The sequence below is a fragment of the Paraburkholderia sp. J7 genome (assembly GCF_905220155.1).
Taxonomy (GTDB): Bacteria; Pseudomonadota; Gammaproteobacteria; order Burkholderiales; family Burkholderiaceae; genus Paraburkholderia.
The window spans coordinates 486,134-512,426 of the sequence record NZ_CAJMYZ010000002.1 but is presented as its reverse complement, the minus strand read 5'-3'; the positions used below and the strand labels follow the sequence as shown (position 1 = coordinate 512,426).

General features: G+C 58.6%; 25 protein-coding genes. 14 read left to right on the top strand and 11 right to left on the bottom strand.

The window, feature by feature from the left end; genetic code table 11:
- Positions 1-9: 9 nt before the first annotated feature.
- From U5A58_RS05345 to U5A58_RS05335, 3 genes are all read left to right on the top strand, one after another.
- Positions 10-951 carry a nuclear transport factor 2 family protein gene (locus tag U5A58_RS05345; RefSeq protein WP_321960589.1) on the top strand — a complete coding sequence of 314 codons (942 nt, stop codon included), beginning with the start codon at positions 10-12 and terminating at the stop codon, positions 949-951.
- Between the two features lie 79 nt (positions 952-1,030).
- Entirely contained in the window at positions 1,031-1,771 is a 741-nt protein-coding gene (locus tag U5A58_RS05340; protein WP_321960588.1) for an AzlC family ABC transporter permease, read from the top strand.
- Positions 1,768-2,067: an AzlD family protein gene (locus U5A58_RS05335; RefSeq protein WP_321960587.1), complete on the top strand. Its 300-nt coding sequence runs from the start codon at positions 1,768-1,770 to the stop codon at positions 2,065-2,067. Before U5A58_RS05340 ends, U5A58_RS05335 begins: the two co-directional genes overlap by 4 nt.
- A 102-nt stretch (positions 2,068-2,169) precedes the next feature.
- On the opposite strand, the gene U5A58_RS05330 is transcribed toward U5A58_RS05335, so the two are convergent.
- The 3 genes from U5A58_RS05330 to U5A58_RS05320 form a co-directional block, all read right to left on the bottom strand.
- Positions 2,170-2,550: a cupin domain-containing protein gene (locus tag U5A58_RS05330; protein WP_321960586.1), complete on the bottom strand. Its 381-nt coding sequence runs from the start codon at positions 2,548-2,550 to the stop codon at positions 2,170-2,172.
- 299 nt (positions 2,551-2,849) lie between these two features.
- Positions 2,850-3,986, bottom strand: coding sequence for an FAD binding domain-containing protein (locus tag U5A58_RS05325; RefSeq protein WP_321960585.1), 1,137 nt, complete (start codon positions 3,984-3,986; stop codon positions 2,850-2,852).
- An 18-nt stretch (positions 3,987-4,004) separates the two neighbouring features.
- Positions 4,005-4,988, bottom strand: a complete 984-nt coding sequence (locus U5A58_RS05320) for a TIGR03571 family LLM class oxidoreductase (protein WP_321960584.1) — start codon at positions 4,986-4,988, stop codon at positions 4,005-4,007.
- 228 nt (positions 4,989-5,216) lie between these two features.
- Between U5A58_RS05320 and U5A58_RS05315 the strand changes: the two genes are divergently transcribed.
- Positions 5,217-5,939, top strand: a complete 723-nt coding sequence (locus U5A58_RS05315) for a TetR/AcrR family transcriptional regulator (RefSeq protein WP_321960583.1) — start codon at positions 5,217-5,219, stop codon at positions 5,937-5,939.
- A 131-nt stretch (positions 5,940-6,070) separates the two neighbouring features.
- Here the strand turns inward: U5A58_RS05315 and U5A58_RS05310 are convergent, their stop codons facing one another.
- The gene (locus tag U5A58_RS05310) at positions 6,071-7,186 is read right to left on the bottom strand and encodes an alkene reductase (protein ID WP_321960582.1); all 1,116 of its coding nucleotides are present in this window, start codon (positions 7,184-7,186) and stop codon (positions 6,071-6,073) included.
- A gap of 445 nt (positions 7,187-7,631) precedes the next feature.
- Between U5A58_RS05310 and U5A58_RS05305 the strand changes: the two genes are divergently transcribed.
- On the top strand, positions 7,632-8,726 hold the full coding sequence (locus U5A58_RS05305) for an alkene reductase (protein WP_321960581.1): 1,095 nt from the start codon (positions 7,632-7,634) through the stop codon (positions 8,724-8,726).
- A 143-nt stretch (positions 8,727-8,869) separates the two neighbouring features.
- Here U5A58_RS05305 and U5A58_RS05300 read toward each other — a convergent pair whose 3' ends face one another.
- From U5A58_RS05300 to U5A58_RS05290, 3 genes are read right to left on the bottom strand one after another with little or no spacing between them, the layout of a single operon-like run.
- Positions 8,870-9,547 carry a DsbA family protein gene (locus U5A58_RS05300; protein ID WP_321960580.1) on the bottom strand — a complete coding sequence of 226 codons (678 nt, stop codon included), beginning with the start codon at positions 9,545-9,547 and terminating at the stop codon, positions 8,870-8,872.
- A gap of 41 nt (positions 9,548-9,588) precedes the next feature.
- Positions 9,589-10,731, bottom strand: a complete 1,143-nt coding sequence (locus tag U5A58_RS05295; protein WP_321960579.1) for an FAD binding domain-containing protein — start codon at positions 10,729-10,731, stop codon at positions 9,589-9,591.
- A 10-nt stretch (positions 10,732-10,741) separates the two neighbouring features.
- Positions 10,742-11,386 carry a DsbA family oxidoreductase gene (locus U5A58_RS05290; protein ID WP_321960578.1) on the bottom strand — a complete coding sequence of 215 codons (645 nt, stop codon included), beginning with the start codon at positions 11,384-11,386 and terminating at the stop codon, positions 10,742-10,744.
- A 99-nt stretch (positions 11,387-11,485) separates the two neighbouring features.
- Here U5A58_RS05290 and U5A58_RS05285 point away from each other — a divergent pair, with 99 nt between their 5' ends.
- The 8 genes from U5A58_RS05285 (at position 11,486) to U5A58_RS05250 (ending at position 20,378) form a co-directional block, all read left to right on the top strand.
- Positions 11,486-12,391 (top strand): LysR family transcriptional regulator, encoded by a 906-nt coding sequence (locus U5A58_RS05285; protein WP_321960577.1) that lies wholly within the window; start codon positions 11,486-11,488, stop codon positions 12,389-12,391.
- Between the two features lie 181 nt (positions 12,392-12,572).
- Positions 12,573-13,796 (top strand): MFS transporter, encoded by a 1,224-nt coding sequence (locus U5A58_RS05280; protein WP_321960576.1) that lies wholly within the window; start codon positions 12,573-12,575, stop codon positions 13,794-13,796.
- A gap of 321 nt (positions 13,797-14,117) precedes the next feature.
- On the top strand, positions 14,118-14,585 hold the full coding sequence (locus U5A58_RS05275) for a VOC family protein (RefSeq protein ID WP_321960575.1): 468 nt from the start codon (positions 14,118-14,120) through the stop codon (positions 14,583-14,585).
- Between the two features lie 12 nt (positions 14,586-14,597).
- Positions 14,598-15,824, top strand: a complete 1,227-nt coding sequence (locus U5A58_RS05270; RefSeq protein WP_321960574.1) for an FAD binding domain-containing protein — start codon at positions 14,598-14,600, stop codon at positions 15,822-15,824.
- A gap of 73 nt (positions 15,825-15,897) precedes the next feature.
- On the top strand, positions 15,898-16,263 hold the full coding sequence (locus U5A58_RS05265) for a DUF485 domain-containing protein (protein WP_321960573.1): 366 nt from the start codon (positions 15,898-15,900) through the stop codon (positions 16,261-16,263).
- The gene (locus U5A58_RS05260; protein ID WP_321960572.1) at positions 16,260-17,930 is read left to right on the top strand and encodes a cation acetate symporter; all 1,671 of its coding nucleotides are present in this window, start codon (positions 16,260-16,262) and stop codon (positions 17,928-17,930) included. Before U5A58_RS05265 ends, U5A58_RS05260 begins: the two co-directional genes overlap by 4 nt.
- 174 nt (positions 17,931-18,104) lie before the next feature.
- Positions 18,105-19,316, top strand: a complete 1,212-nt coding sequence (locus U5A58_RS05255; protein WP_321960571.1) for a porin — start codon at positions 18,105-18,107, stop codon at positions 19,314-19,316.
- Positions 19,317-19,625: 309 nt separating this feature from the next.
- On the top strand, positions 19,626-20,378 hold the full coding sequence (locus U5A58_RS05250) for a TetR/AcrR family transcriptional regulator (RefSeq protein ID WP_415774167.1): 753 nt from the start codon (positions 19,626-19,628) through the stop codon (positions 20,376-20,378).
- 86 nt (positions 20,379-20,464) lie between these two features.
- On the opposite strand, the gene U5A58_RS05245 is transcribed toward U5A58_RS05250, so the two are convergent.
- The 4 genes from U5A58_RS05245 to U5A58_RS05230 all read right to left on the bottom strand — a co-directional run bounded on the left by U5A58_RS05245 (position 20,465) and on the right by U5A58_RS05230 (position 25,045).
- Complete coding sequence (locus tag U5A58_RS05245; RefSeq protein ID WP_321960570.1) at positions 20,465-20,755, bottom strand: DUF1330 domain-containing protein; 291 nt, start codon at positions 20,753-20,755, stop codon at positions 20,465-20,467.
- A gap of 80 nt (positions 20,756-20,835) precedes the next feature.
- On the bottom strand, positions 20,836-21,495 hold the full coding sequence (locus tag U5A58_RS05240) for a DsbA family protein (protein WP_321960569.1): 660 nt from the start codon (positions 21,493-21,495) through the stop codon (positions 20,836-20,838).
- Positions 21,496-21,676: 181 nt separating this feature from the next.
- Positions 21,677-23,395, bottom strand: a complete 1,719-nt coding sequence (locus U5A58_RS05235) for an FAD-dependent oxidoreductase (RefSeq protein WP_321960629.1) — start codon at positions 23,393-23,395, stop codon at positions 21,677-21,679.
- 450 nt (positions 23,396-23,845) lie between these two features.
- Positions 23,846-25,045: an MFS transporter gene (locus tag U5A58_RS05230; RefSeq protein WP_321960568.1), complete on the bottom strand. Its 1,200-nt coding sequence runs from the start codon at positions 25,043-25,045 to the stop codon at positions 23,846-23,848.
- A gap of 206 nt (positions 25,046-25,251) precedes the next feature.
- Here U5A58_RS05230 and U5A58_RS05225 point away from each other — a divergent pair, with 206 nt between their 5' ends.
- A complete protein-coding gene (locus U5A58_RS05225; protein WP_321960567.1) occupies positions 25,252-26,139 on the top strand; it encodes a LysR family transcriptional regulator in 888 nt (295 codons plus the stop codon).
- Positions 26,140-26,293: the final 154 nt, after the last annotated feature.

Here is a 26,293-nt window from a genome sequence, read left to right as displayed (position 1 = left end):
AAATTCATCATGTCATCCAAGGTCTCTCGGCAACAACTCCTCGACTTACTGGACGCCTTCTGCGACGTCTGGGCGGGCGCGCCATCCGCAACAGACGCACCGCTATTCACTGAGGATATCGAACTTTTCAGCAGCCACAGCGGGAACGCCCAAGGCCGCGTCCAAGTCTTGAGTATGCTGCGTAGCGACTTCATCGGCTCGCGAACAGTGCGTATCTCCTCAACCAATCGCGTACCTCGGGGCAACGACAACGAAAGTATGATTGGCGGCTACATCCTTGGCGAGCTCGAACCCTCCCAGGAAAGCACCGACAATCGCGCCGCCACTTTCGGCGGCGTCATCACTCTGTCACTTGAAGGCGGTGCTGAACAGCTGCGTATCCGTAGCATTCGGTTCCAGCTCAACTTCGCCCAGGGCAATCTGTCTTTGCTGAATGGCTGGACGCTGCCAGCGATGGACCGCGCGTGGAAGCCTGGTGACCCGCCAGCTGTCATCGTGAGCGAGTTGGATAGTCCCTGGCATAGGATTCCGGCCTCCGAGCTTCCCACTACCGATGAAGAAGCGATCATCGAAGCGTGGTACCGGTATGCCTGGGCGTTAGACCAGGCTGACTTTGTCCTGTTCGACAAAAGCTTCAGCGACAACGTGGAAGCAGAACTGACGCCTATGGGAAGAATGAAAGGGCGCCGCACGCTATTGGCTACGCTCAAGGCATTCCGCTTGCCGTGGCCATGGATGAAGCACTATGGCGAACCGATTCGAGTTGACCTAGGTATCGACGGAAGAAGCGCCGCGCTGGTGGTGGCGCGAATCATCCCCGGGCAGACTCACGCACCCGATGGAAAGCGGATTTATGGTGCGCACTACCGCATCAACGCGATTCAGGAAGACGGTAATTTCTGGCGGATTGGCCAAATGGAGTACATCCCAGGCTGGATTAGCGTCGAATGAAACAGTATATGTGGCGGATTTATCTGGACACTCGTGCCACGAATATGACCCGAGCTTTGACTAGAAGTATAGAGATTGAATGAGCAGTCCCCAACCCCGTACGATCACAACGGCACCGAAAAGCCGGCGCAGCGAATTCTGGCGCGGGCCGACCGCTGCCTTACCCGTCATGGCGGGCTTTCTTCCTTTTGCCATGGTGCTGGGAGCACAGGCGTCACAGAAAGGCTTCAGCCCGCTTGAGGTGCCGCTGATGACCGGGCTCAACTTCGGTGGCGGTTCCGAATTTGCTGCGGTGGGGCTCTGGTCCTCGCCTCCGCACGTGCTACTGATTGTGGCTATCACACTCCTTATCAACAGCCGTCACCTTCTGATGGGTGCGGTCTTGGCGCCACTTCTCCAGCACTTGCCCAGGCGCAAGGCGCTGCCGGCGTTGTTTTTCATGTGCGACGAGAGCTGGGCCATGGGTTTGGCCGATGCGCGAGAACGAGCGCACGCGGGGAAAACCGTCGCACTAAGCTTGCGCTACTACCTGGGCGTCTCCGTTGGTCTCTACCTGACGTGGGTCGTCTTCACTGGCATCGGAGCCGTCGTTGGCCCGTTGATCGGCGATATCAAGGCATATGGCTTTGACATGGCATTTCCGGCGGTCTTCCTTGTGCTACTCCGCGGAATGTGGAAGGGTATGCGCGCCTCCCGGCCGTGGCTGGTCAGCCTTTTGACCGCCGCTGCAACCTACCTGATCATTCCAGGCGCGTGGTATGTCGTGGTGGGTGCGCTTTCCGGGCTCGGCGCCGCATACGTTATGGCGGGCGAATCGTGATTCCAATTGCCTCCGTTCTTACCATCGCTCTAATGGCAGTAGTCACGTATTTGACTCGAGCCCTAGGTTACATCGTACTGCGCAATCGGAACTTGAGTCCTCGTGCCACACGAGTCCTGGAAGCGGCGCCAGGCTGCGTGTTGATTTCCGTCATTGCGCCCGATTTCGTCTCGCGCCACCCCGCAGACCTGATCGCGCTGGCAGTCACGCTGTTTGCCGCGACGCGCTTATCCACACTCCCCACTGTGGTAGTTGGCGTCGTGACCGCCGCTCTATTCCGTCACTTGCTTGGCTGACAGGAGGCCGCGCCCTTTGCGTCACACGCTGCGTGTGGATTCGGCAGGGACTATTGCAGTTCCTCTGGCCGATCCACCGCGGCACTCACGCCATGCGGCGCACTACTTCGCCTGTTCTCCCTCGATGTGCGTGTAATGAATGTCGAAGGGCTTATTAGTGATAAAGAGAAATGTGGCATCGTTATCCTGTTGGGCACCATGCGTCATGGTTGTTCCTTCGGGAAACCACACAAAGCTACCTGGCCCGAACGATCCTGCACTGGTAACGAGGATGCCATCCAGAACGTACATCCCGTGCGCACAATTATGCCAATGCGAAACATTGGTAAAGCCTGCTTTGTAGCAGATCTTGCTGACCGACATCCCGGTATCGTCGTCGACAACGCACAGCTTCTGAAGAATCGATGCGTTAAGTTCTGGTACTTCGAGCACTTCCCACGGAATCGTGTTCGTATCGACGGATTTGATCTCAGCGTTGCTCATTTCAGTTTCCCTATGTTCTCTTGATTCAAATTTCTCGCTCTCGAGGCATCGAAAGGAAGCGAGAATCCACTCCCATCAGATGATCAATTGATCACTAATTGATTGACATAAGGATAGTGTTTAGCTGGGAAACATAGAATGCTAGCGACGTGCAACGGTTCCTTGCGTCGCAAGCAAAGGACAAGCCGATCGGCGAGCCACTATCCGCTTTGACAACTTGCCATCCCTGCCTCCCGCTTTCGCTCGATCGATAGCTAGTCGCGCGACACCACCTCCTGCAGCCTGATCGGCTCTCGATTTTAGAGCCCCATGATTCTGTCGCCCATCGCGATACCCCACCTCGTCATGCTGGCGCCAGCGAGTAGCTGTGATTTCTGCCAGTCAGCGAGTGCTGCATCGAGGTTTCCACTGCTTACGCCATCAAGCGCGTAGGCCAGGGCAACTGCATTCGCCGCGGCTTTGGCCGTGCTCCCCGCAGTATGTGGCCGAGGTACGAACGCCGAATCGCCCGTGAGCACGACTCGCCCGAACACCATCTGGTTCACCTGAAGGTCCAGAATGGCCTGGACGAAGGGTTCTTGTGTCACACCCACCAGGGACTGGAAGGTCGGCGCCAGAAGCTCTGACGACTTCTGCCGCATGGCTGCAATGTCAGACTCTTTCGGAGAGCCGGGCGGAAGCGAAAACGCATGGCTCACGCCTGACCGGTCGGTCAGCAGGCTTTGCAGAGGCTCGCCTGGCGAAACGGGGAGGTACCAGACCCAGTTCCACCTCCGCTCACCGATCCTCACAGACTCGTCTTCTCCGGGAACAAGGTATTCGAGCATCAGGTGTCGGGGTCCTTGCTGGAAGGCGAATGTCCTTGCCAGCACCGAGGCCGCGGCTTGGGGAAGTTCTAACTCCGGAACCAACCCACGCCACGCCACATAGCCCGCGTAAGTGGGCCGCACACCAGGCATGACCTGCTCGCGGACCGTTGACCTTGCGCCGTCGGCTGCGATTAGAAGATCCCCCCGAGCCTCGTGCCCGTTTTCGAAGAATACGTGCACCGACTTACCCTCTTGCTCAAACCGGACGAACTGGTGCCCTGGCCGCACGAGATCCTGGGGAAGGTGACGCCTCATCGCGCTGTAGACCATACTCCATGAAGTCTGGGTCTGCGGCATGGAAGACCGCTGGATGACGCGGTCGTCGCGCTCGAGATAGATACGGTCGAAAGAAGGAACACCCAGAGTGTCGCTATGGTTCACCCCACCGAAACTCAAAGCAGCGAGGACATCGGGTTGCAGGACAATGCCGCCTCCACGGCTATCGAGCGTATGGGGAGAACGCTCATAGACCTCGACGTCCCAACCAATCTTCAGCATCGTGGTTGCCGCAAACAGGCCGCCCAGGGAGCCGCCAACTATGATCGCACGGGGTTTGGTGTCTGGCACGTTGTTCTCCTTTCAGGCTTATGCCGGCTGATCGGCCGACTGGCTGATTTTGATCGGACCGTTTGCATGCACAAATGGCAGAACTTCCAGACCCAGTTCGTCTATGACTTCAAGCGCTGGCCGGGACGTACTGCCGAGATGCAGCAAAAGATGGTTGACGCCGGTGGCTTCCAGCCTCAGCAGGTATTGCGCAACCGCATCGCGCCCACCGCGAATGCCAAGCTCAATCGGTTCAGGCGGCGCATGAGGATCATCGAGCAATTGCAGATGCAGTGAATGGATGAAAGGCTTTGCGATTTCCACACCCTGTGACTCGAGTGCTCGTCGCCACAGCCCAATGCGGCCCAACTGACGAACTTCGTCCCGGTGGTAGGTCGCCCAACCATCGGCGTTTGCGGCAACCCACTGCAACGACTGGCGAGCCGAACCCACCACGATCATCGGGATGCGACTTTCCGGGGCAGGCAGAACGTCATAGCCTCCCGTTGCGAGACGCACAGCCTCGCGCTCCGTTGCATCGGTCGACAGCGCCGAAGCCAGAAGCGCCCAACGCTGCCGAAAAGCCTCAGCTCGCTGCTCGTGGTCCTCGCCGAATGCCTGAAACTCTTGCGGCCGGTCACCCGAACCGAGTCCGAGAATGAAGCGCCCGCCGGTGAGCCGATTCATTGACAAGGCGGCCTTGGCGACATGAAGTGGATTGTGCAGCGGCAGCACCACCGCTGCGGTGCCGAGAGCGGCGCTACTCGTCGCAGCCGCCAAAGTCGCTAGCCACACAAAGGGATCGTCTACTGGCGACGCCTCGTTACTGGTACCCTGCGGCACCATCAGCGGTACGTCCCGAGCCCACAGGCCAGCGAAACCGTGGCGATCCGCTCGCGCCGCGAGCTCTAGCTCGCGTTCCGGTTCCGCCATCCGCCCTTGCTCGCGCCCCGCCGGGGTCATGAGCCCGACCGTCATTCGTCCGGACCCGAACACCGTCTTGTAGGCACGATTGAGCGCCATGGCGACCTCCTCCACTAAGGTTTCAGCTGCGTCTTACCGGTGTTGAGCGTAGGCCCTTAGTCGCCACGCGAGAATCGGGTACAGGCGCAACCCAGCATTGCGCATTCCGCAAAAGCCGAACATGCCAATCGCACCCCGTTTTCCGGCGCCGCCGAATGTACTCATGGCAGACCCGATTGCTATTTTTCGAGTGATAGATAACAATGACTTGCGTAAAGGAGGCCCACTATGCCGAAGTCCACGCGTGCAGACATCGCTGAAAGCCCCAATATTGAGCGACCTAAGCAAGCCGGCACGGCCACCGGACGGCGGCTTGCTCCTGAGGAGCGTGAACAGCAAATCGTCGAAAAGGCGATCGAGCATTTTGCAACCCACGGATTTTCGGGGAGCACGCGCGAGCTCGCTCGTGAGATTGGCGTGACACAACCCTTGCTGTACCGGTATTTCCCGAGCAAGGATGCGCTGATCGATCGCGTATATAGCGAGGTCTACAAATGGGACCCGATTTGGGAAGAGCAGATCCAGGACCGGTCCGTTCCGCTCCTGGAGAGGCTGATGGGGTTCTACCGATCATATGCACGGACCATTCTTCAACGCGAATGGATACGGACCTTCATCTTCGCAGGACTCAGCAAGGAAGGGATCAACACGAAATACCTCACCCAGTTGCGCGAGCGCGTCTTTCTCCCTGTCCTGCGTGAACTCTGGACTGAGTATGGCGTCGTTGCCCCCACTACCGCAGCCGGGCTCGAACTACACATCGAGCTGATCTGGAGCCTGCACGCCAGTATTTTCTATATTGGAGTAAGAAAGTGGGTGTATGGCCTGCCTGTTTCCGAGGATATTGATTCGATCGTCGGCCGTCAGGTCGACACCTTCCTGAACGGCGCGGCTGCTGCGCTGAAGAAAGCAAGCACAATTGAACCTCCTGCACGCCGTGAGTTCGCCTGATCGTCCATGCTCCGGCCGGGTTACCCGGCAGCATTTGAATTCCTGCCTCGCAGTCCGCCGCAAGGTCCCGCCTCAGTGACCTACCCGGCACAGACGGGTGTCACCCCGCCCGCACCGACGCATGCGGTGTTTTAGACTGACTTGACTGACGCGTAGTCGATATACCCGCTCTCATCGCCGCCAAAGTAGCTCGACGGGTCGCCGGTGTTCAACGAGTTTCCGTCCTTGAATCGCACTGGAAGGTCCGGATTCGCAATGAAGGGGCGCCCGAATGCGATGATATCCGCACGTCCGTTAGCCAGGGCTTGCTCCGCAGACTCCTGGTCGTAGCCACCGGCGATCATCAAAACGCCGTCGAATTCGCCGCGCAACTGCTTGATGATCGCGTCCCAGCGCGGGTCATATTGCTCGTCCTTGACCGTTCCGACCATGGCGGGCTCAACAAGATGCAAGTAGGCAAGGCCGAATCGGTTCAGTTCGCGCACGACATAGCCAAACGTTGCTTCCGGTGTATCGTCGTTCATGCCCATAAAGCGACCCATCGGGGTAAGGCGCACAGCCACGTTTTCCGCACCGATTTCGTCGGTTACTGCCTGGACGACCTCAAGGAGCAGTCGCCCCCGATTCTCGATGGTTCCACCGTAAGCGTCCAGGCGTTGGTTGCTGCTGCTGTTGATGAATTGATCGAGCAGATAGCCATTTCCTGCGTGGATCTCCACCCCATCCATTCCGGCTGCCATTGCGTTCTTCGCAGCATGACGATAGTCATCGACGATTTGCCGGATGCCATCGACGGTCAGTTCCTGCGGCACCGGGATCTCCCCCCATACACCGTTGCCCGCTTCATCGACGATGAATGTCTTTCCAGGCACAGGAAGAGCACTAGGCGCCACCGGAAGTCCACCTTCCGGTTGAAATACCGGATGCGAAACCCGCCCGACGTGCCACAGCTGCAGGAAGATTCGTCCGCCCTCGTTATGAACGGCTTCGCTTACCGTGCGCCAGCCCTGAACTTGTTCTTCCGTGTGGATACCCGGCGTCCACGCATACCCCTGCCCCTGCTGGGAAATCTGGGTCGCCTCCGTAACGATGAGCGCCGCGCTCGCACGCTGCCGGTAATATTCCACGTTCATCGCTGTCGGCACGTTCCCCGGCTGGCCAGCGCGTGAGCGCGTAAGCGGCGCCATCGCGATTCGGTGTTCGAGAACGTGCTTGCCGATCTTGATGGGCGTGAAGAGATTCGTCATTTCAATACTCCGTTGGAGAAGGCTGTCTGATCGCTCGCTTGCATGATCGCTGTGTCGAACACAGGGTTGCACGCGATGACGACACAGTAGGTCACTTGGCGCAGCGGCGGAATATGAGCTCCGCGCTATCCACCTTTGCAGTCTGTGCAACGCAGCCACGTTTCCCTGTTGCGGCCGAGCCGTTGGTATGTGAACGACCTGGCAACGCGCACTGCAGCGTCTCAACGGTTTTGCGCCGATTGCAACGGTCCTTTGCCTGGTCGTACCGGCATCCCGCTCAGCCCCTGTCCACGTGGCTTCCAGCGATTTCACGAGAATCTTCCGCATCCTGGTGCCAGTTCGGCATCCTCTTTCATTTATCTATTGATTACTTATAATCAACTGCAAGACAAGCGGATGCAGTTTCCCTTCGTCAAAACCCTCAACTCCTTCTTGAGGAGACGCCATGTCCACGCTTCTTGACCCAATCCGGATCGGTGATCTGGAACTCGCCAACCGCATAGTGATGGCACCCATGACACGGAGCCGCGCCGGCGATGCGGACGTTCCGACGAACCTCAACGGGGACTACTATGTCCAACGAGCCAGTGCGGGCCTTATCATCTCCGAGGCCACCAACGTGAGCCGCTGGTCGAATGCCTTCGAACGAGCGCCAGGCATCTATACCGATGCACAGGTCCAGGGCTGGAAAAGCGTCGTTAGCCGAATCCACGATGCTGGTGGTCTCATTTTTCTGCAGCTCTGGCATTCTGGCCGCATTAGCTCACGCGCTCTGCTTGACGGGCGCCAACCGTTGTCTCCGTCGGGCGTGAACGACGATTTGGAGAAGCTCCAGGTTTGGGCGCAACTTGCAAACGGCGCTTACACAAAAATTCATGCGACCTCATCCCGCGCGATGACCACTGCGGAGATTGCTGAAGTCATTCAGGAGTACCGCCTGGCTGCTGAGCACGCGTGGCATGTGGGCTTCGACGGCGTCGAGATACATTCCGCGAACGGTTACTTGCCTCACCAGTTTCTGTCGCCGACCATCAATCAGAGAGACGACGAATATGGCGGCAGTGTCGAAAATCGCGCGAGGTTCCTCGAGCAAATCATCAGGAACGTCTCCGAAGTCATGCCTGCCAACCGCGTCGGCGTGCGAATTTCTCCATTCGCGGACTACAACAATGTACGCGACCCGGACCCGGGTGCCACGTATGCCTATGTGGCAGACATGCTCGAACGTTTCAAGGTTGGATACACACACCTTGCTGATACGAATGGATGGTCCGGAACGCCTGACCTTCCGAAGATCCTGGACATTGTCCGGCCGCATTTTTCCGGAACATTAATCGCGAATGGGGGTATCAGCGTCCACCAGGCGAGGCAATTACTGGAAAATGGTCGAGTCGATCTTGTAGCGTTTGGGCGCCTGTATATTTCCAACCCGGATCTCGTCAGCCGGATCGGCAAAGATGCTCCTCTCGCCGAATCGGATCCCCACGGCTGGTACGGCGGTGACGAGGTCGGCTATACCGACTACCCTCCGCACGAATAGCCGTTTCGGCGTCCCTCTCGCTCCAGGCGACCGGAAGAGTTTTGACACCCCCAGCCGATCTCTAGCCCCCGAATCAAATGGCCGGGGCGCCACAGGCGCCGCGGCCGCCCGGAACTGCATTCACTTCCTTCCAGCATCGACGATCAGAGATTTGAGCTGGCCTCTTTTGGCTCCTGAACCGCCGCTAATCTCGCCCGGATTTCTTCAGCAAATCTCTCCGGCTTTCCGTAGAACCTGCCAATCGGAAACGGTTCAACCTTGTCCCCCACCTGAAGCGCAAACGCCGGAACACCATGTGCGCCAAGTGCGGCAAGAAAGTGACTGCTCTTTTTGATGTGCGAATCGAGCGATGTGGCCACTACATCCTCGAAGGTCTTCGCGAATGTCTGGTGGTCGAAACCGAGTTCATCCGCAGTTTGGAGGATGACATCCCGATCCGCGATTGGCTTGCCTTCGATGTAGTACGCCCGTTGCAGGCGTTTGAGCATCTCGAGGCCACGCCCGGACAATTGCTCGGCAGCCAGCATCGCCGCCGTTGGAATGCTTGAGTCGAGCACGACGGAGGAATCCTCCAGTATCCCGTTGATGTACGGCGCGCCAAATTCGGCGTGACTCAGCGCGGTAATGCGCAACTCGTGCGGCCGGACGAAGTCCCGCCATTCCGGCGACATCATCTTTCGACCAGGGCCAGCCAGCATCCCAATGCCATGTGGCTCAACGTGCAACCCTTCGATCGCCTGTGCCGCAGTCAGCATGGGCGCAGCGCCGAAGCACCAACCACAATAGGGATCATATAAGTAATGCAATGTGGCGTTAGCCATTTCTCTCTCCTGCTAGCGATAGCTCATCGCAAACGTGTTGGTTACGCGGCAGCGCGCATGAGGCGATCGCCCATGCGCACTCCCCATTCGATCATCTGGCGGCCCACGTTCAACTGGTCGCTTTCCCACAGGCGCAACGCCATGTCGATGTCCGTGGGCGACGCGCGTAGCGCGGCACCCAGACTCAGAGCATTCTCGGCCGCCTTTGATGTACTCCCCGCGGTATGCGGCCTCGGTACGAACGCAGCATCACCAAGGAGAATCGCCCTGCCAAACACCATCTGAGGCACTGCGAGATCGACGATCGCCTGCACGAAAATCTCGTGGGTTTTCTCGACTAACTCGCGGAAGGCGGGATTTACATTGGCCTCGGCGTAATCACGAAACACGCGCTCCTGGGCAGGCGCAAGCATGCCAGGAGGAACGGAATGACGACGGTGGACGCCTTGCCGGTCAGTCAGGACAGCATCCAGGGTCTCCCCCTTCGCCGCCTTGAGGTACCAGAGCCAGTTGAAGCGACGCTCGCCTGGGTTCGTCGAGCCATCTTCTCCCGGCACGAGGTATTGCAGCATCAGCGATTCCGGGTCGTGCTGAAATACGAACTTGTCTGTCAATGCTGCAGCCGTCTCCGGCGACACGGATCTTTCGGGCACGAGTCCTCGCCAGACCACATAACCCGAGTAGCTCAAAGATGTCTCAGGCAACAGGATCGAACGAACCGTCGAGTCGGGGCCGTCGGCGCCGACCAGGAGATCACCCTCGGCGATCGCACCCGCTTCGAAACGAGCAGTGATGCGCTCACCATCCTGCGAAAACGACGTGAGACGCTGCCCCCTGTGGTAGCGTTCGCTGGGTATGCCCCTGACGAGCCGACGATACAGCGTGTTCCAGGAGGTCTGCGTCTGCGGCATGAAGGCGCTTTGCAAAACCTCTCCATGCCGATCAAGATAGACGCGCTCCTGTGACAGCACGCCGAGCGGCGACGCCGAGCCGAGCCCTGCGTTGTTAATCGCCGCCACGACCTGGGGTTGCAGGACGATGCCGCCACCGCGGCTATCGAGCGCGCTCGGCGAGCGTTCGAACACGTCCACATCCCAACCGGACTGAAGCAGGCTATTGGCAGCAAAAAGGCCGCCTAGTGACCCGCCAATGATGAGTGCCCGAGGCTTCTTCTCGACCAGCATGATGACCTCCTTACTCTGCGGTAGCGCCGAGTGCCTCATTCAGCGCGTCCCTGAAAACAACGACCGGTTGTGCTCCGCTGATCACGGTTGATCCGATACGGAACGATGGCACGGAGACCACTCCGCGACGGTTTGCGTCCGCCTCAAGTGAACGGACTCCCGCAACCCCCTCCTCGCTGGCGAGAAATGCCTCGACCGCATCACGGTCCAATCCGACTTCAGCAGCGATCTCGACTAGTACATTTGCATTTCCGACATCACGACCATCACGGAAGTACGCGGCAAACAGTGCATCAACCAGGCCGGACGCGTCTCCCTCGCGCTGCGCGAACCAGATCAGGCGATGTGCCAGCAAGGTGTTCGGGGTGCGTTCGACGGCGTCGTAACGAAACTCGAGTCCGTCCGCCCTACCGGTGTCGGCGACGTGCACATCCATCGCCTGGGATCTCGGCCAGCTCCCGAACTTCAAGGTCCGGTAGGCTTTGCGATCCATACCCTCGGCCGGCATCGTCGGATTCAGTTCGTACGGTGTGAACCGGACCGACACGGAATCGGAGAGGCCCAACTCGTCGACAGCGCGGCGAAGGCGCCGCTCGGCGATCCAGCACCACGGGCAAATAAGGTCATATGTCAGGTTAATTTCCAGCTTGTTCATATCAATCTCCAGGTGATCTACGGATGACAAGATATGGGCTGCGAGGTATCTGTAGAATGACTGCCGGGTGCAACGCATCATTGCGACAAAGGCAAAGGCATGGACAAGTTCTCCGCCCTTAGGGCGTTCGTAGAGGTGGCAGAAGCCGGTGGGTTTTCCAGCGCGGCACGGCGGCTTGAACTTGCTACGTCGTCGGTAGTTCGATCCGTGGATGCGCTCGAGGAATCGCTGGGCACGGTACTGCTGAACCGGACAACCCGACAGGTAACGCTGTCTGACGCAGGCGCGCTCTACTATGTCCGCGCGAAGAAGCTGCTCGAAGATCTTGCGGACGCCGATTCCCTCGTGGGCGACCGTGGGGAAGAACCATCCGGACCCCTGCGGGTTTCCGTACCCGTCGCTTATGGGTTGCGCAGGATTGGGCCACACGTCTCCGGATTCCTGGCCAGGTATCCGAAGCTGGATCTCGACATGCGACTCAGCGACGATATGGTTGACCTCGTCACGGAACGGATAGACGTCGCAATCCGGCTCGGCGAGGCAGCACCTACTGCGGAAGTCGTAGCCAGACAGCTCGGGACTTTTCGCCGCTATGTCGTAGCCAGTCACGACTATCTGGCCGCTCATGGAACACCGGTTGAGCCGGTTGATCTTTGCAACCACCAGTGCGTGCGCTTCTCCTATAGTGGCGACCAGCAGGTCTGGACATTTTCGGGTAATGGCGACACGACAAAGGTGGCCGTTGCGGGGCGCCTGAAGTGCAACAGCTCCGAGGTGTTGCGCGAAGCGGTTCTCGACGGTTCAGGCATTGCCCTTCTACCGGACTGGCTGGTCGAGGCAGATATCCAGTCGGGCAAAATGCTGAAGTTATTTGAAAGCTACGATGTCACGCCCAATGAGGCGCGGTCGGTCATCAGTGCGCTCTACCTGCCCAATCAACGCGGGTCCACCCGCGTCAATGCTTTCATCGATCTCGTTTCATCTCTCGCCAGCAATCCGGCTTAGTCGATCCACACGGATCTCCCTCACTCCGCAACGGTAGCGGCGGGCTTGCACTCACGCCGCCTCGGCGCGCTACGCTGACGCATTGCCTGTTATGCAACGTAGCGTTGCTCCCCGTTGGCGTTCCCTGCCTGAATTCCCGGATTTATTCTTGGCCGTCGATTAAATACCGAGGTTTTCAGCGATGGGAGCGAAAAATAGTTCTGCAACAACGAGAAGTGTGGCGAGCGCGCAGTTTGTCGCTATGGCCTACACGTTAGGCACGATCATGGCCGGGGCGACGATCGCCAGTCCACTGTATCCGCTCTATGAGCAGACGTTTCATATCGGACCGAGCGGTGTCACTGTCGCTTATACGATGTACATGGCCGGCACACTGCTCGCGCTGCTTTTCCTCGGACATCTGAGCGACCATATTGGGCATATCCGGACGTTGCGAGTGGCGACCATACTCGCACTTGCCGGTCTTCTCGTCTCTGCCTTCGCACCAGACCTTGCGATTCTCTCCATCGGGAGATTCATGATAGGCGTCGCAGCGGGAATTGCCTCTACCTCCGCCACTGCCGGGCTGGTAGCGGTGACCCCGCCAGAGCGGATGACGTTTGCCTCGTCCATCGGCGCGTTGATGACAATCATTGGACTGGGTGCGGGTCCCCTCGCAGGTGGCTTCATAGCACAGAGCCTGCCGTTTCCTCTGCACCTGCCTTATTGGGCGCTGGCTGGCGCGCTCTCGATTGCACTGGTGGCCTTGTTACGCTACGGAGCAAGTGACCGGCCAACGGCCGCTGGCCGTTTTATACCCCGTTTGCGCTTTCACGTCCCCAGCATGCACCACGGCAGACAATTCGCCACTGTGGCGGTCATCACGTTCACCGGCTACACCCTCTTTAGCCTGTTTGCATCACTGGCTCCGTCCTTTTTTAATGCGTTCATGCCATGGAAGGGACCGGCCGTCGGCGGCATCGGCGTCGCCCTGTTGTTTGCAGGGTCCGCGGCAGCCCAAATGACACTGCAAGGGATGAGCCCGAGGCGCGGGCTGGTCATCGGTTCGCTTATCGTGACGGCTGGCCTCGCGATGCTGGCGATCTCGGTCAAGATTTCGTCCGGGTTGCTTTTCGTCGCAAGCGACTTGCTTGGCGGATTCGGTCAGGGACTTGCGTTCATGTCGGCGCTATTCGTAGTGAATGCGATCGCCACGCCGGAACGGCGGGCGGGCATGATTTCCTCCTTTTTCACCGTCGCCTATCTCGGTGGCATTGTTCCCGTGCTTGGACTCGGGATTGCCGCAGATCGCTTTGGTCTAAACGTGTCGCTTATCGGCCTGTGTGTCGTAATGGCGATTCTCGCAATCAGCCTGGCTCTTACTGCACAGCGCCTCTTCGTCACCGACCGCGTTCAGGCACGGTAGCGGCGAGTTGAACCCCAGACTGGACGTGTATGCGTGCTGCCTTCGGCTGAACGGCCCGAGGCAGCGAAGAATGCAAAGTCCACACGGATGCACATAGTTATCTAATGATAACTTAAAAAGTCGACCTCCCAACATGCCGTCGATTTCGGAGTAGGTGTTAACCCGCTTCACATTGACACGGTATGACCCTTTCCAGTTTGTTGGCGCAGGCCACACGGTCATCACGGGTAAACACTGACGCATTTTGATCTTGTTCAAATCGTGGCCGGCCTATAATTTATCAAACGATCACTGATCGATCGATAAACAGCGGAGACGCAAATGCCAATCACCAAGCTTGCACACTACTCGATCCGCACTGCGGATCTCGAGAAGTCCAGACAGTTCTATACACAGGTTCTCGGCTTCCGTGAGGGTTTCCGCCCTCCATTCAAGTTCCCCGGTATCTGGTTGTACAACGGAGAGGACGAGTCTGACTTCGGTGTCGTTCACATCATCGGCGTTGACGCCGATGACCCCAGCGGCCTCGCTGAATACCTCGGTGACAAGGCACTCCCCGTGACCGGAACCGGCACCGTTGACCACATCGCATTTCTCGCGACAGGTTTGGAGGAGTTCTGGGCCAAGCTGCGCACCGCGGGCTACGAATGGCGAGACCGCACGGTACCGAGCCTCGGCCTGCATCAGGTATTCGTTGAGGACCCGTCCGGCGTCACGATCGAAATGAATTTCCCGGCACACGAAGCAGCGGCGCTCGAAAAGACGTCGCGGGCCGCCGCCAGTCAGTAAGGAGACACAGACATGCAAAGCAGTCTTACCAATCGCCGCTCGGCGGTCATCGTGGGCGGGTCGCTCGGTGGTCTTTTTGCGGCCAATCTTCTGCTACGCAGTGGCTGGGACGTCACTGTGCTTGAACGGGTACCCGATGAGCTCGCCGGGCGTGGCGCGGGCATCGTCACGCATCCCGAGCTGTTCGACGCGCTGACGGCGGCCGGCGTGGCGGTGGGCGACGACATCGGCGTGACGGTGCACAGCCGGGTCACGCTGAATCCGGACGGCACCGTCGGCGGCTCGCGTCCGCTCACGCAGACTCTCACTGCCTGGAGCAAGATGTTCCACGTATTACGCGCCGCCTTGCCAGACACCTCGTACCGATCGGGCGCCTTTGTGGAGCGCGTTGACAGCTTCGCAGACCACGCTGAAGTTACGCTCGCTGACAACACGAAACTGCGTGCCGATCTTGTCATCGCTGCTGATGGATTCCGCTCGAGCATCCGCCAGAACTATTTGCCGTCCGTGCAACTGGAGTATGCGGGATACATTGCGTGGCGGGGGCTGGTCGATGAACGCGACTTGTCCCGCGAAACGTGGGAGGCGCTGTTCGACAAGTTCGGCTTTTGCCTGCCGCCGGGAGAACAGATGCTCGGCTACCCGGTAGCAGGCCCAGGTAACAGCACGGAACCTGGCCACCGTCGCTACAACTTTGTTTGGTACCGTCCGACGGACGAGGCAACTACGCTGCGTGAACTACTCACGGATGCAACAGGGAAATGCCATCCCAACGGCATTCCGCCACATCTGATTCGCCCCAGCGTCCTTGCCGACGTGCGCGAGGCCGCACACGAGCTGCTTGCACCGCAGTTTGCGGAAGTGGTCGACAAGACGAAGCAGCCGCTGTTCCAGCCGATTTATGACCTCGAAGCGACCAAACTCGTATTCGACCGAGTCGTATTGCTCGGCGATGCCGCTTTCGTGGCGCGGCCTCATTGCGGCATGGGTGTCACCAAGGCTGCAGGTGACGCCACTCAACTGGCCAGATCACTTTCCGCAACCGGCAACATCGACCAGGCTCTGGCTGAATACGAGCGCCAGCGTCTGCAATTCGGTTGCGCCATCGTCGAGCACGCACGCCACCTCGGCGCCTATATGCAGGCTCAAATGAAGAGCCCGTTCGAGCGGGAAATGGCCGAGAAATATCGCACGCCGGAAGCGGTCATGCGCGAGACAGCGGTCGCCCCGACGCTATAGGGATACGTCGGGCAACCAGCCACAAGAGCCGGTGCCCGCATAGCCCATTCAAACTACCCTACGTGGAGGAAACATGAACACAAACGCGGCAGCCTGTCCGAATGGCGCCCAATCAGCAAACCTGCAGGCGGGGCGAGGGACCGCCCCACCTATTCTGGGCAATGCCCGGTTTCATCAGCTCGTGCGAAGCCGTCGCCGATTCTCATGGACGTTGGCAGCGTGCATGCTGGTGGCGTACTTCGCCTTCATCTTGCTGATAGCGTTTGCCCCATCTCTGCTTGCCACCCCGATCGTCGCTGGCCATCCGACCACGTGGGGCATTCCCATTGGTTTGGGGATGCTTGCGTACACATTTGCACTGGTCGCCATCTACGTCCGTCGCGCCAATACCGTCTTCGACGGCTTGCTCGACAGCATTCGTCGCGAGGGACAATCATGAGTCTCCGCAATTTTCTCCCGCTCCTCGCAGCATTGCCTTCGACCGGTATCTGGGCAGCCCCTGCCGCGACTAGCGGCGGCGCCGCCGCCGTGGTACACCAACCTCGCAATCCAGTTGCCATCGCAATGTTTGTCGTGTTCGTCCTTGCCACGCTGGTCATCACCCGCTGGGCCGCACGAAAGAACCACGGAGTCGCGGACCACTACGCCGCAGGAGGCAAGATCACCGGCCTGCAAAATGGTTGGGCCATCGCGGGTGACTACATGTCGGCAGCATCGTTGCTGGGTATCTCATCGTTGGTGTTCTCGAACGGGTACGACGGTCTAATCTATTCAATCGGCTTTCTCGCAAGCTGGCCGATCATCCTGGCGTTGATCGCCGAGCCGCTGCGCAATCTGGGCCGGTTCACGTTTGCCGACGTCGTGTCGTACCGGCTGCAACAGCGTCCTGTGAGAATCTTCTCAGCTATCAGCTCGCTCGTCATCGTGCTGCTCTACCTCGTGTCGCAGATGATTGGTGCTGGCAAGCTCGTGCAACTCCTCTTCGGAATCCACTATCTTCCTGCCGTCATTGTTGTCGGCGTGCTGATGGTCGTATATGTGTTCTTTGGCGGCATGCTCGCCACCACATGGATTCAGATCATTAAAGCCATCCTCCTGCTCGCTGGCTGCGCGTTCATGGCGTTCATGGTGCTGCGACACTTCGCGTTCAATCCGGACGCCTTGTTTGCTGCTGCCGTGCAGGCTCATCCGCACCATGACGCGATCATGAGCCCTGGTGGTCTGATTCATGATCCCATTTCAGCTGTATCGCTTGGGTTGGCACTGATCTTCGGTACGGCAGGCCTGCCGCATATCCTTATGCGCTTCTTTACCGTCGCCGACGTCAAGGAAGCGCGAAAGAGCATCCTGCACGCCACCGGTATCGTAGGCATCGGCTATGCGATGATTGTGATTATCGGATTCGGCACCATCGCGCTTGTATCGACTGACCCAACCTATCACGACGCCAAAGGCGCACTGATCGGCGGCGTCAACATGGTCGCGATCCATCTCGCACATGCTGTGGGCGGCAACATCTTCCTCGGCTTTATCTGTGCCGTCACGTTCTCGACAATTCTGGCCGTGGTTTCGGGTCTGACGCTTGCTGGCGCGTCTGCGGTCTCCCATGACCTGTACGCCAACGCGTTCCGGCGCGGCCGCGCGACCGACCGCGAAGAACTGCGTGTCTCCCGGGTCACGACGGTGGTTCTGGGCATTCTGGCGACGTTACTCGCGATCGCGTTTGAAAACCAGTACATCGCGTTCGTCGTGAGCCTGGTGTTCTCTATTGCTGCGAGTTCGACGTTCCCCGTACTTCTGCTGTCCATCTACTGGCGCGGTCTCACGACGCGAGGCGCAGTGCTGGGTGGGATGTTGGGGCTGGTAACTGCCGTTGTTCTGACGATTCTGAGTCCGACGGTGTGGGTGCAGGTGCTGGGCCATACCCATGCGATCTATCCGTATGAATACCCCGCCCTGTTCTCGATGATTGCGGCATTCGCAGGAATCTGGTTGTTTTCCGTCACCGACCGATCGACAGCTGCGCAACGGGAACGTGGGCTGTTCGACAGCCAACTGGTGACGTGCGAGACCGGAATGCAATTGCCGGGACACGGAGGTCACTGAGGTTCGCTCAACGGGCTCGGCAAGCTTCGTCTCCAGCGGTTTGTGCGAACCGGCCCGCGGAGTAATCAGACCCGATGTCCACGGGGTCCATGGGCAGCAGCTATTAAACGCTTAAAATTTACTAAGCATACCAAATTAATATAACAAATGAATTCTATGACAAGGATCAAAACCATGGCGGCCGTGGTTTCGGTCGGCTTCTCGTCTGCCGCATTCGCTCAAAGCAGCGTAACGTTCTATGGGATCGTGGATCCGGACATCGTCTACGTAAGTAATGCACAAACAAACAAAGCGGGCGGTGTGCTGCATGGGGCTCACCAGTATTCGATGCAGGATGCGTCTTCGTCAGCATACGTTGGTAGTCGATTTGGGTTGAGAGGCTCCGAAGATTTGGGTGGCGGAATCAAAGCGATCTTCACACTCGAGAACGGTTTCAATGCCGCAAATGGGGTACTCGGTCAGGGCGGTGCACTGTTCGGGCGACAAGCGTTTGTTGGTCTGGCAAACGAAAGCATCGGTACGATCACAGCTGGCCGGCAGTATTCGTCGTTCGTGGACTATCTTTTCCCCTTGTCGTCTGTGAATCTATGGGGCGGCTTCATCACTGCCCACCCAGACGATGTCGACAACCTCGGCCTGACCGTCCGTCAAAACAATACAGTCAAGTACACGTCTCCCACCTGGAATGGATTTTCGGCAGACGTCATGTACAGTTTTGGCGGCGTGCCGGGGAGCATCTCGACCGATCAAGTGATCTCGGCGGGAGCGGGATACAGCGTGGGGCCGTTGCGTATCGGCATCGGATACTTGAGCGCATATGATCCGAATGTCTCAATGTGGGGCAGCCAGCCGAACGGAGGCGGCGCGGCGGTAAACAATATCGGTTCCCTTGGGTCCGCTACAACGCCACAGAAGAATCCTGTCATCGCCGGCTACGCGTCCGCCAACCGTGAGGAGGTCTTTGGGGGCGGAGCGTCATACACGTTTGGTCACGCGGCTGTCGGGTTTATCTACACAAATACACGCTTCATCGGTTTGGGTTCCGATGCGGGACCGAATCCACTCGGGTATGTTGGGAGCGCCGTCTTCAGCACGATTGAACTGAATACTTCGTGGCGGTTCACGAACGCGCTTTCTGTTGGAGCCTCTTATTCATACACCAGCACGAGCGGACCAAAGGCCAACAAGGCGCATTACAACCAGGTGAACGCGGGGGTGCACTACAACCTGTCCAGACGGACAGACGTGTATACGGTAGTCGCATATCAACGTGCTGCCGGTGTCGATTCGCTGGGACAATCGGCGGTTGCGTCCGTCAACGGGATGACGCCCTCAGCAACCAACCAGCAATTCGTCGCTACGATCGGCCTCGCCCATCGCTTCTGAGGGCTGCCTTGAAAGATAGTGGATGACATTAGCCGCCGACGCAGTCGGCGGCGTCATGAGCACTCGGCGCCCCCCAGCAAGCGACGAATCCGTCACGTTGCTGACCAACCCGTTGACAATATCATGTGGCACCTGCGCCGAGGCAACCAAAAATCTGCAAATAAATCAAATACATACGAACACAACGGAATGCTTGTTTCTAGAGTGGATTTGCGGGAGCGGTAGTGGTCCAGCGGGCGACTGTGGTGAACGGTAGACCTGTTAATATATTCCGACCTAACCGATTGATCACGCGATAAGAGAGACAACATGCCGCCGCAAAAGCGCCTCGCAGCCGACAAAACACTATCCGGGCACGACCGCGGCGAGGCGGTCGACACGAGCACTATTGTTCGACGCATGGCGCCAGAAGAGCGTGAACAACAGATCGTCGAGAAGGCCATCGAACATTTCGCCACACACGGCTTCTCTGGTAGCACTCGCGAACTGGCAAAGCAAATCGGCGTAACCCAGCCTTTGCTGTATCGTTATTTTCCCAATAAGGAAGCACTCATCGACCGCGTATATAGCGAGGTCTATCGATGGGACCCTTCATGGGAGCGGTTGCTTGCTGACCGCAGCATACCGCTGCAAGAACGTCTTTGCTCGCTCTACAAGGCCTATTCGCATGTCATCCTTCAACGCGAATGGATCCGCACATTCATCTTTGCTGGGCTCACGCGTGAGGGCATCAACAAGCGCTATCTGGAAAAGCTGCGTGAGCGCATCTTCCGCCCGGTAATGGATGAGATCCGTAACACCTACGGCTTGCCCGCTCCGACGTCGCCGGCTGCAAAAGAAGCTGAACTGGAGCTAGTCTGGAGCCTGCATGCGAGCATCTTCTATATCGGTGTCCGCAAGTGGGTGTACGGGCTACCCGTGCCCAAAGACCTCGATGCACACGTTGAGCGGCAGGTTGAGGCTTTCCTCAACGGCACTCCCGCGACTCTCAAAAAGCTCTCCTCACCTACCTCCATTGCGAAAGAAACCTCGACACGGGGACGCCGGTCGCAGACTCGCTGATACCAAAGACGCCGAACCAAACCAGAATCGTACACACACGCCGCTCGGACATTCAAAGGAGTTCGCGGAAATGCTCGACGCACCGTTCAATCGAGCCCTTCGACAATGAAGGCACGGTACTTCGCCCCTGCATGTCGGTGAGCCGCCGCGTTCTGATAAGCCGGGCTGTCGTACCATTCCTTTGCCTCATCAACGGTCGGGAACTTCAGAATGACGGCTCCCTCGATCGATGGCCCCTCAAGTACCTCGTGCCTGCCATACAGCGCCAGGAACGAAATATCGCGGCCTTCAGCCGCCGCGGGAGCCAGCCTGGCATATTCGTCAAGTTGTGTCTGATCGGTCGTTTCATCTAGAGTTAAGACAACGTACGCGCTCATGATTGGATATCTCCTTGGTAAATGTTGCCGACTAGCCTGCGAACCTGTTCAGTCGGTGGCCCGTCGTGCGAATGAAAAAACTACTCTTCTCCCTGGGTAGTAGCCATCTTCGACCGGATATCGGCTGCGAACTTCTCTGGTCGACCAAAATACCTGCCTACGGGAAGCGCCTCCAGCTCGCCACCGATTTCAAGTGCAAAAGCCGGGAACCCGCGTGCATTCAGCCTGGAGAGAAGCTGATTGCTCGCCTCGATGTGTGATTCCAGGGTTACGTGCAGCGCATCTTCAAAGGCTTTGACGAAACTCTGCCGTTCATATCCGAGTTCATCGGCAAGGCTCAGAATCACCTCGCGGTTCGATATGGGCAGGCCCTCAACATAATACGCACGCTGCAAGCGTTTCAACATTTCAAGACCGCGTCCGGACAACTTCTCCGCCGCCAGCATGGCCGCTGTCGGTACGCCAGAATCGAGCGCGACAGACGGATCTTCCAGTGTGCCGTTGACGTAGGGCGCTCCGAATTCGACATGGCTATAGGCAGTAATCCGCTTTTCGTGCGGTCGCACGAAATCGCGCCATTCCGGGGACATCATCTTGCTGCGGGGGCCAGCCAACATGCCGACGCTATGAGGCTCGACGTGGAGGCCTTCGATTTCCCGGGCCTCAGTGAGCAATGGCCCAGCGCCAAAACACCAACCACAGAAAGGGTCGTATATGTAGTGCAGTGTGGTGTTCGACATCTCTTTCTCCAGTTGTCCCTTCTTCGTGACAGTAGGTGACGGCAACGCGGTTCGCCGTGTGCGCGCAGCTTTCAGCGCGCCCTGCTGTCTGGACATGAAGATAGACGTACTTGGCGGACTTTTGAATCCGAGCGAGAAGCAACGCTTCATTGCGACAAAAGCAAAGGTGCAAGCAGATAGCTCATCGGTGCCCAGTTGCGAGAAAGCGGTGAATCTGCGCGACCACAGCCGCGCCTTCACCAACCGCGGCGGCGACGCGTTTGGTCGACCCCGCTCGCACGTCACCAATCGCGAAAACGCCATCGACACTGGTCTCCAACGGCAGCGACCGAGGAACCACACCGGGAATGTCGGTGCCTGTCAAGACGAAGCCCTTGGGATCCAGCGACACCCCGCAAGTTTGCAGCCACCCTGTGTTGGGCTGTGCTCCAATAAACAAAAACAAGTGATGTGTCGCGATGCTGTGTTCCTCGCCTTCCCCTTTGCGCCGGTAGCGCACTCGCTCAAGTCGCTCTGCGCCCTCGAGTGCAGTGACCTCTGCGCGCGCGTGCAGTGTGACGTTGGGGAGCGATGTGATGCGTTCAATCAGATACCGTGACATGCTCTGCTCCAGATTCGCAGCACGGATGAGCAAATGCACGTGCGACGCGTGTGATGCAAGATATGCGACAGCTTGTCCAGCCGAATTGCCTCCGCCGACCAAAAGCACAGGGTCGTTCCGGCATAGCCGTGCCTCAACGGGAGAAGCCCAGTAGTAAACGCCGCAACCTTCGAACCGTGCAAGATGCTCGACCGGCGGTCGCCGATATTCGGCACCGCTTGCGATGACCACTGAGCGTGTCTGGATTCGGCGGCCATCGCCCAACTCGACTGCGAGTGGCAATGCGCCGCAATGCAGCGCCTTGATCTCGCAGGGTATGCCGATATGTGCTCCGAACTTCTGTGCCTGGTTAAACGCTCGGCCTGCCAATGCCTGTCCGGATATACCTGTTGGGAATCCCAGATAGTTCTCTATGCGCGAGCTCGTTCCAGCCTGGCCGCCCGGTGCACGAAAGTCGAAGGCGACAACCGAAAGCCCTTCGGAGGCGGCGTATACCGCTGCGGCGAGCCCACCGGGCCCAGCACCGACTATCGCGACATCGTAGACATGCGCTGGATTGAATTCCGGCAAGAGTCCCAGGCAGGAAGCAAGCTGGGCCTCCTCAGGGTTGCGCAACACCGAACCATTTGGGCAGATGACAAGAGGAAAGTCGTCGCGCTTCGGAGCCAGTCGCTCGATCAGCCCAAGCGCCGCAGGATCACTCAACGCGTCAAGCGCGAGGTGCGGCTGACTATTTCGTCGGAGGAAATTCTGCAGCGCAAGGAACCGCGCGCTTGCGCTCGTGCCCACCAGAATCGGGCCGTCGCCGCGTTCAATTGCAGCCACGCGCCGCAAGATCAACGAGCGCATGAGTCGCTCGCCAAGTTCGGCTTCGGCAATCATCAGTGCGCGCACCCCCTCCATTGGGAGCAGCAGCGCCTCGACATCCTCAGTCACGATCGCATCGACTACTGCGGGCTTCCCGGCCAATTGTCCAATCTCGGAGCTGAATTCACCGCGCTCCATTTGTGCGCGCACCACACGTTCACGTCCCAATGCATCGCGGCCGACGACCCGCACCTTGCCGGACAGCAGGACGAACATTCCTGGACTGATTCCCCCCGCGCGATAGAGTGCCTGCCCGGCGCTGCGATGGGTCAAACTGCCGAAGCGACGCATTCTTTCTATGTCAGCGTCGGACAGGATTGGATACAGCTGATAGTAACGCGGGTTGTTACGAACGCTCGGGTCTTCCTCGTTCGCGGGGTCTTTCGCTTGACGACCCGAGATGCCGCCTTGCTGTGTGGAGTCGCTGTCCATCATGAACCTCGCAGCCGCGCGTCGGATCTGGTGACCGATCGTGATTCGGAGATATCCTGACGACCGCCAGCGCGGATACACGGCCGCATGTTGCAGGAGCTGATGGCGTGGCAGCGCCGCTGCCGTCCCAGAAGATCATTATCGGTCAACCGCGAGGCAATGATAGGCGCTGCGCCGCGCTGCCATACCGAATTGCGACGGCCCCAACATGGTTCACGCCCCCTCAATCCGCGTTGCGTCCAAGGTGCGCCATTGCTTTTGTAATGGGTGCCGTCACCCCAACAGTCGAGTCGTCTTCGTCGAATCGGTGTGGCTGGTCGGCGATAAAAGCAATTGCCTGTACTTCAACGCCTAAACAGACCTGCTGCGGCGAGCTCTCGCGTGAGCAAACCGTTTGGCCCCCTTCGCTGCGATTGAGGGCCATGCACCGCGGTTCGCCTCCAATCTCACTCAGTGTCCAGCGCCCTGCCCGACCCTGTAGTCCACACCGCGGTTCTGCAGCACGTTTGCGAGAAGCATCACCAGACCGATACTCGAAAGGACTGCCCCGATCACCGCGGTGTACGAAACACCGATTGTGCTGATAGTCACACCTCCCATCAGCGATCCCAACGCGATACCAGAGTTAAATCCCGCGATATTGAGTCCAGCCGCAACTCCATGCGCATGAGGTGCATGAATCTCCGCGATCCCTAGCAACCTCGCCTGCAGCGCCGGCACCCCGGCAAACGTAAACATCCCGAGAAGCGCAATAAGGACAGCCATAATGATCGCAGAATGCGCGAAGCCCCAGATGCCGAGCACCGTCAATATGATGCCGATCACCACGGTCAGACTCGCTCCGTTCACGCCCAGACGGTCAGTCATCTTGCCTCCGATGACGTTCCCAACCGCCGCAAGGACACCGTACGAAAGCATGAAAATGCTGACCGTGTGACTGCTCACGCCAGTGACCTGAGTGAGAACGGGCGCGATATACGTGTACGCAGCAAACGACCCCGAGTAGGCAAACACGGTCACGAGCGCACCACCGAGGAGCTTCACGTTGAGCAGCGCCTTCAGCGCATGCGCCGCCGACGCGGGTGAGTCGCCGTCGAAGACCCGGAGCGGATCGCGCATCCCAAACAGCAGCCCCACAAATCCAAGCGCTCCAAACGCAGCGATCGCACCAAGCACCGGGCGCCAGGAAATCGCGCCACCGAGATAGGTGCTGATCGGCACACCAATCGCCATCGCGATGGTAAACCCACCAAAAACCACGGCCACAGCGCTACCCGCCTTTTTGGAACCAGCAAGTCGAGCCGCCGTACTGGAGGCAACAGCGAGAAACAGCCCGTGCCCCATACCGGCGACAAACCGTGCAACGAGGAGCATGGGCAGGTTCGCCGCGACGGCTGCAATTCCACTGCCTGCCGTGAAGACAAGCGCCGTCATCAACATCACATTCTTGCGAGACCAGCGTGCGGTCAATGCGGTCAGCACAGGCGCGGCGAATGTCGCGCCGAGCGCGTACGTGGTAATGGCCGAGCCGGTCTGCTCGATATCGACGTTCAAGCTGTGCGCCATGACGTCGGTTAGACCAATCGGAACGAACTCTGCGAGCCCCAACGCGAATGCGCTGAGGGTAAAAATATAGATGACGAATGGCACGATAACTCCGACCTCTCAACTGTGAGCGGCCCAAGGCGGCCGCGACAGAGCAAGTCTACGGAGCAGCCAGCAATATTTGAAATTATAATACTTAGCCCAGGTATTATTTTATTTATACGAAACGCAGACGATCCCGGCGCGCCGGCAGTATCGGAAGTTCCCGCAAAGATCGATCTTCAGTCTGCGCACGCACGACGAGCTACGACATGAGTCACCTTACCCATCTGCGGACGTTCCTCGATGCATATCGGCTGAAGTCATTTTCCAGGGCCGCACAACATCTGGGCATCACGCAGCCGGCGGCCTCGATGCATATCAAGGCACTTGAATCGGTGGTCGGGAAGCCACTGTTTGTTCGCAGAGCGCGTGGCGTCGTCGCGACCGAAGCCGCGGATGAACTCGCTCGCTCCGTTGGCCCGTTGCTGGACGGCCTTGAGTCGAAGCTGGCTTCGTATCGTACGGGCAGCCCGCTGGGGGGGACCATCCATATTGCCGGCCCGTCAGACTTCATTTGCTCGCAGATCGCGACCAGACTCGCCCCTTTGCTCGCCGAGGGCTATTTGGTCCGTTTTCACACAGGGAATCGTGACCGTATATATAGCCTCCTGAACGCGTCGACGGCGGACCTTGCGATTACAGCATCCCAGCCCGATGAACACTCGCACGGCTTCGCTCGCCTCCTGACCGAGCGCTTTTTGCTCGTACTGTCTCCACAGATTGCGGCGCAGTTGGGCAAGCGCCCCACTGCGGACGAGCTATCGAGAATACCGCTTATCGCTTACGACGAGGACCTGCCGCTTATCAGGCCTGTGTGGACATCCATGTTCCAGGTCGCTCCAAGTTTTCAGGCCGCATTGACTATTCCGGACTTGCGAATAATCGAAAATTTCGTCATCAGTGGGCAAGGCTGGACCGTCTTACCGGACTATCTCTGCGCGGACGCGCTCTCGTCAGGCCGCCTGGTCTCGATCACACGTCGAGAGAACGCACCAACGAATGACTTCTACCTTGCGTGGAACAAGATGTCGATGCGCAATCCCCGTATCGTGTACGTCCGCGACTATATTCTCCGTCTGTTCGAAACCAGGGTATAGAAACCGGGCAACAGGGGGCGTCAATCTCGTCGCAAAGCGATTGAACGGACTCTGGTTCCGCGCATCCGAAAAGGTCCGGAATCGCTATTGCCCCCGAAGGTGGACGCCAATGGTCAAATATTGCTCACAAGCAGACAAATAGCCTTCGTTTTGC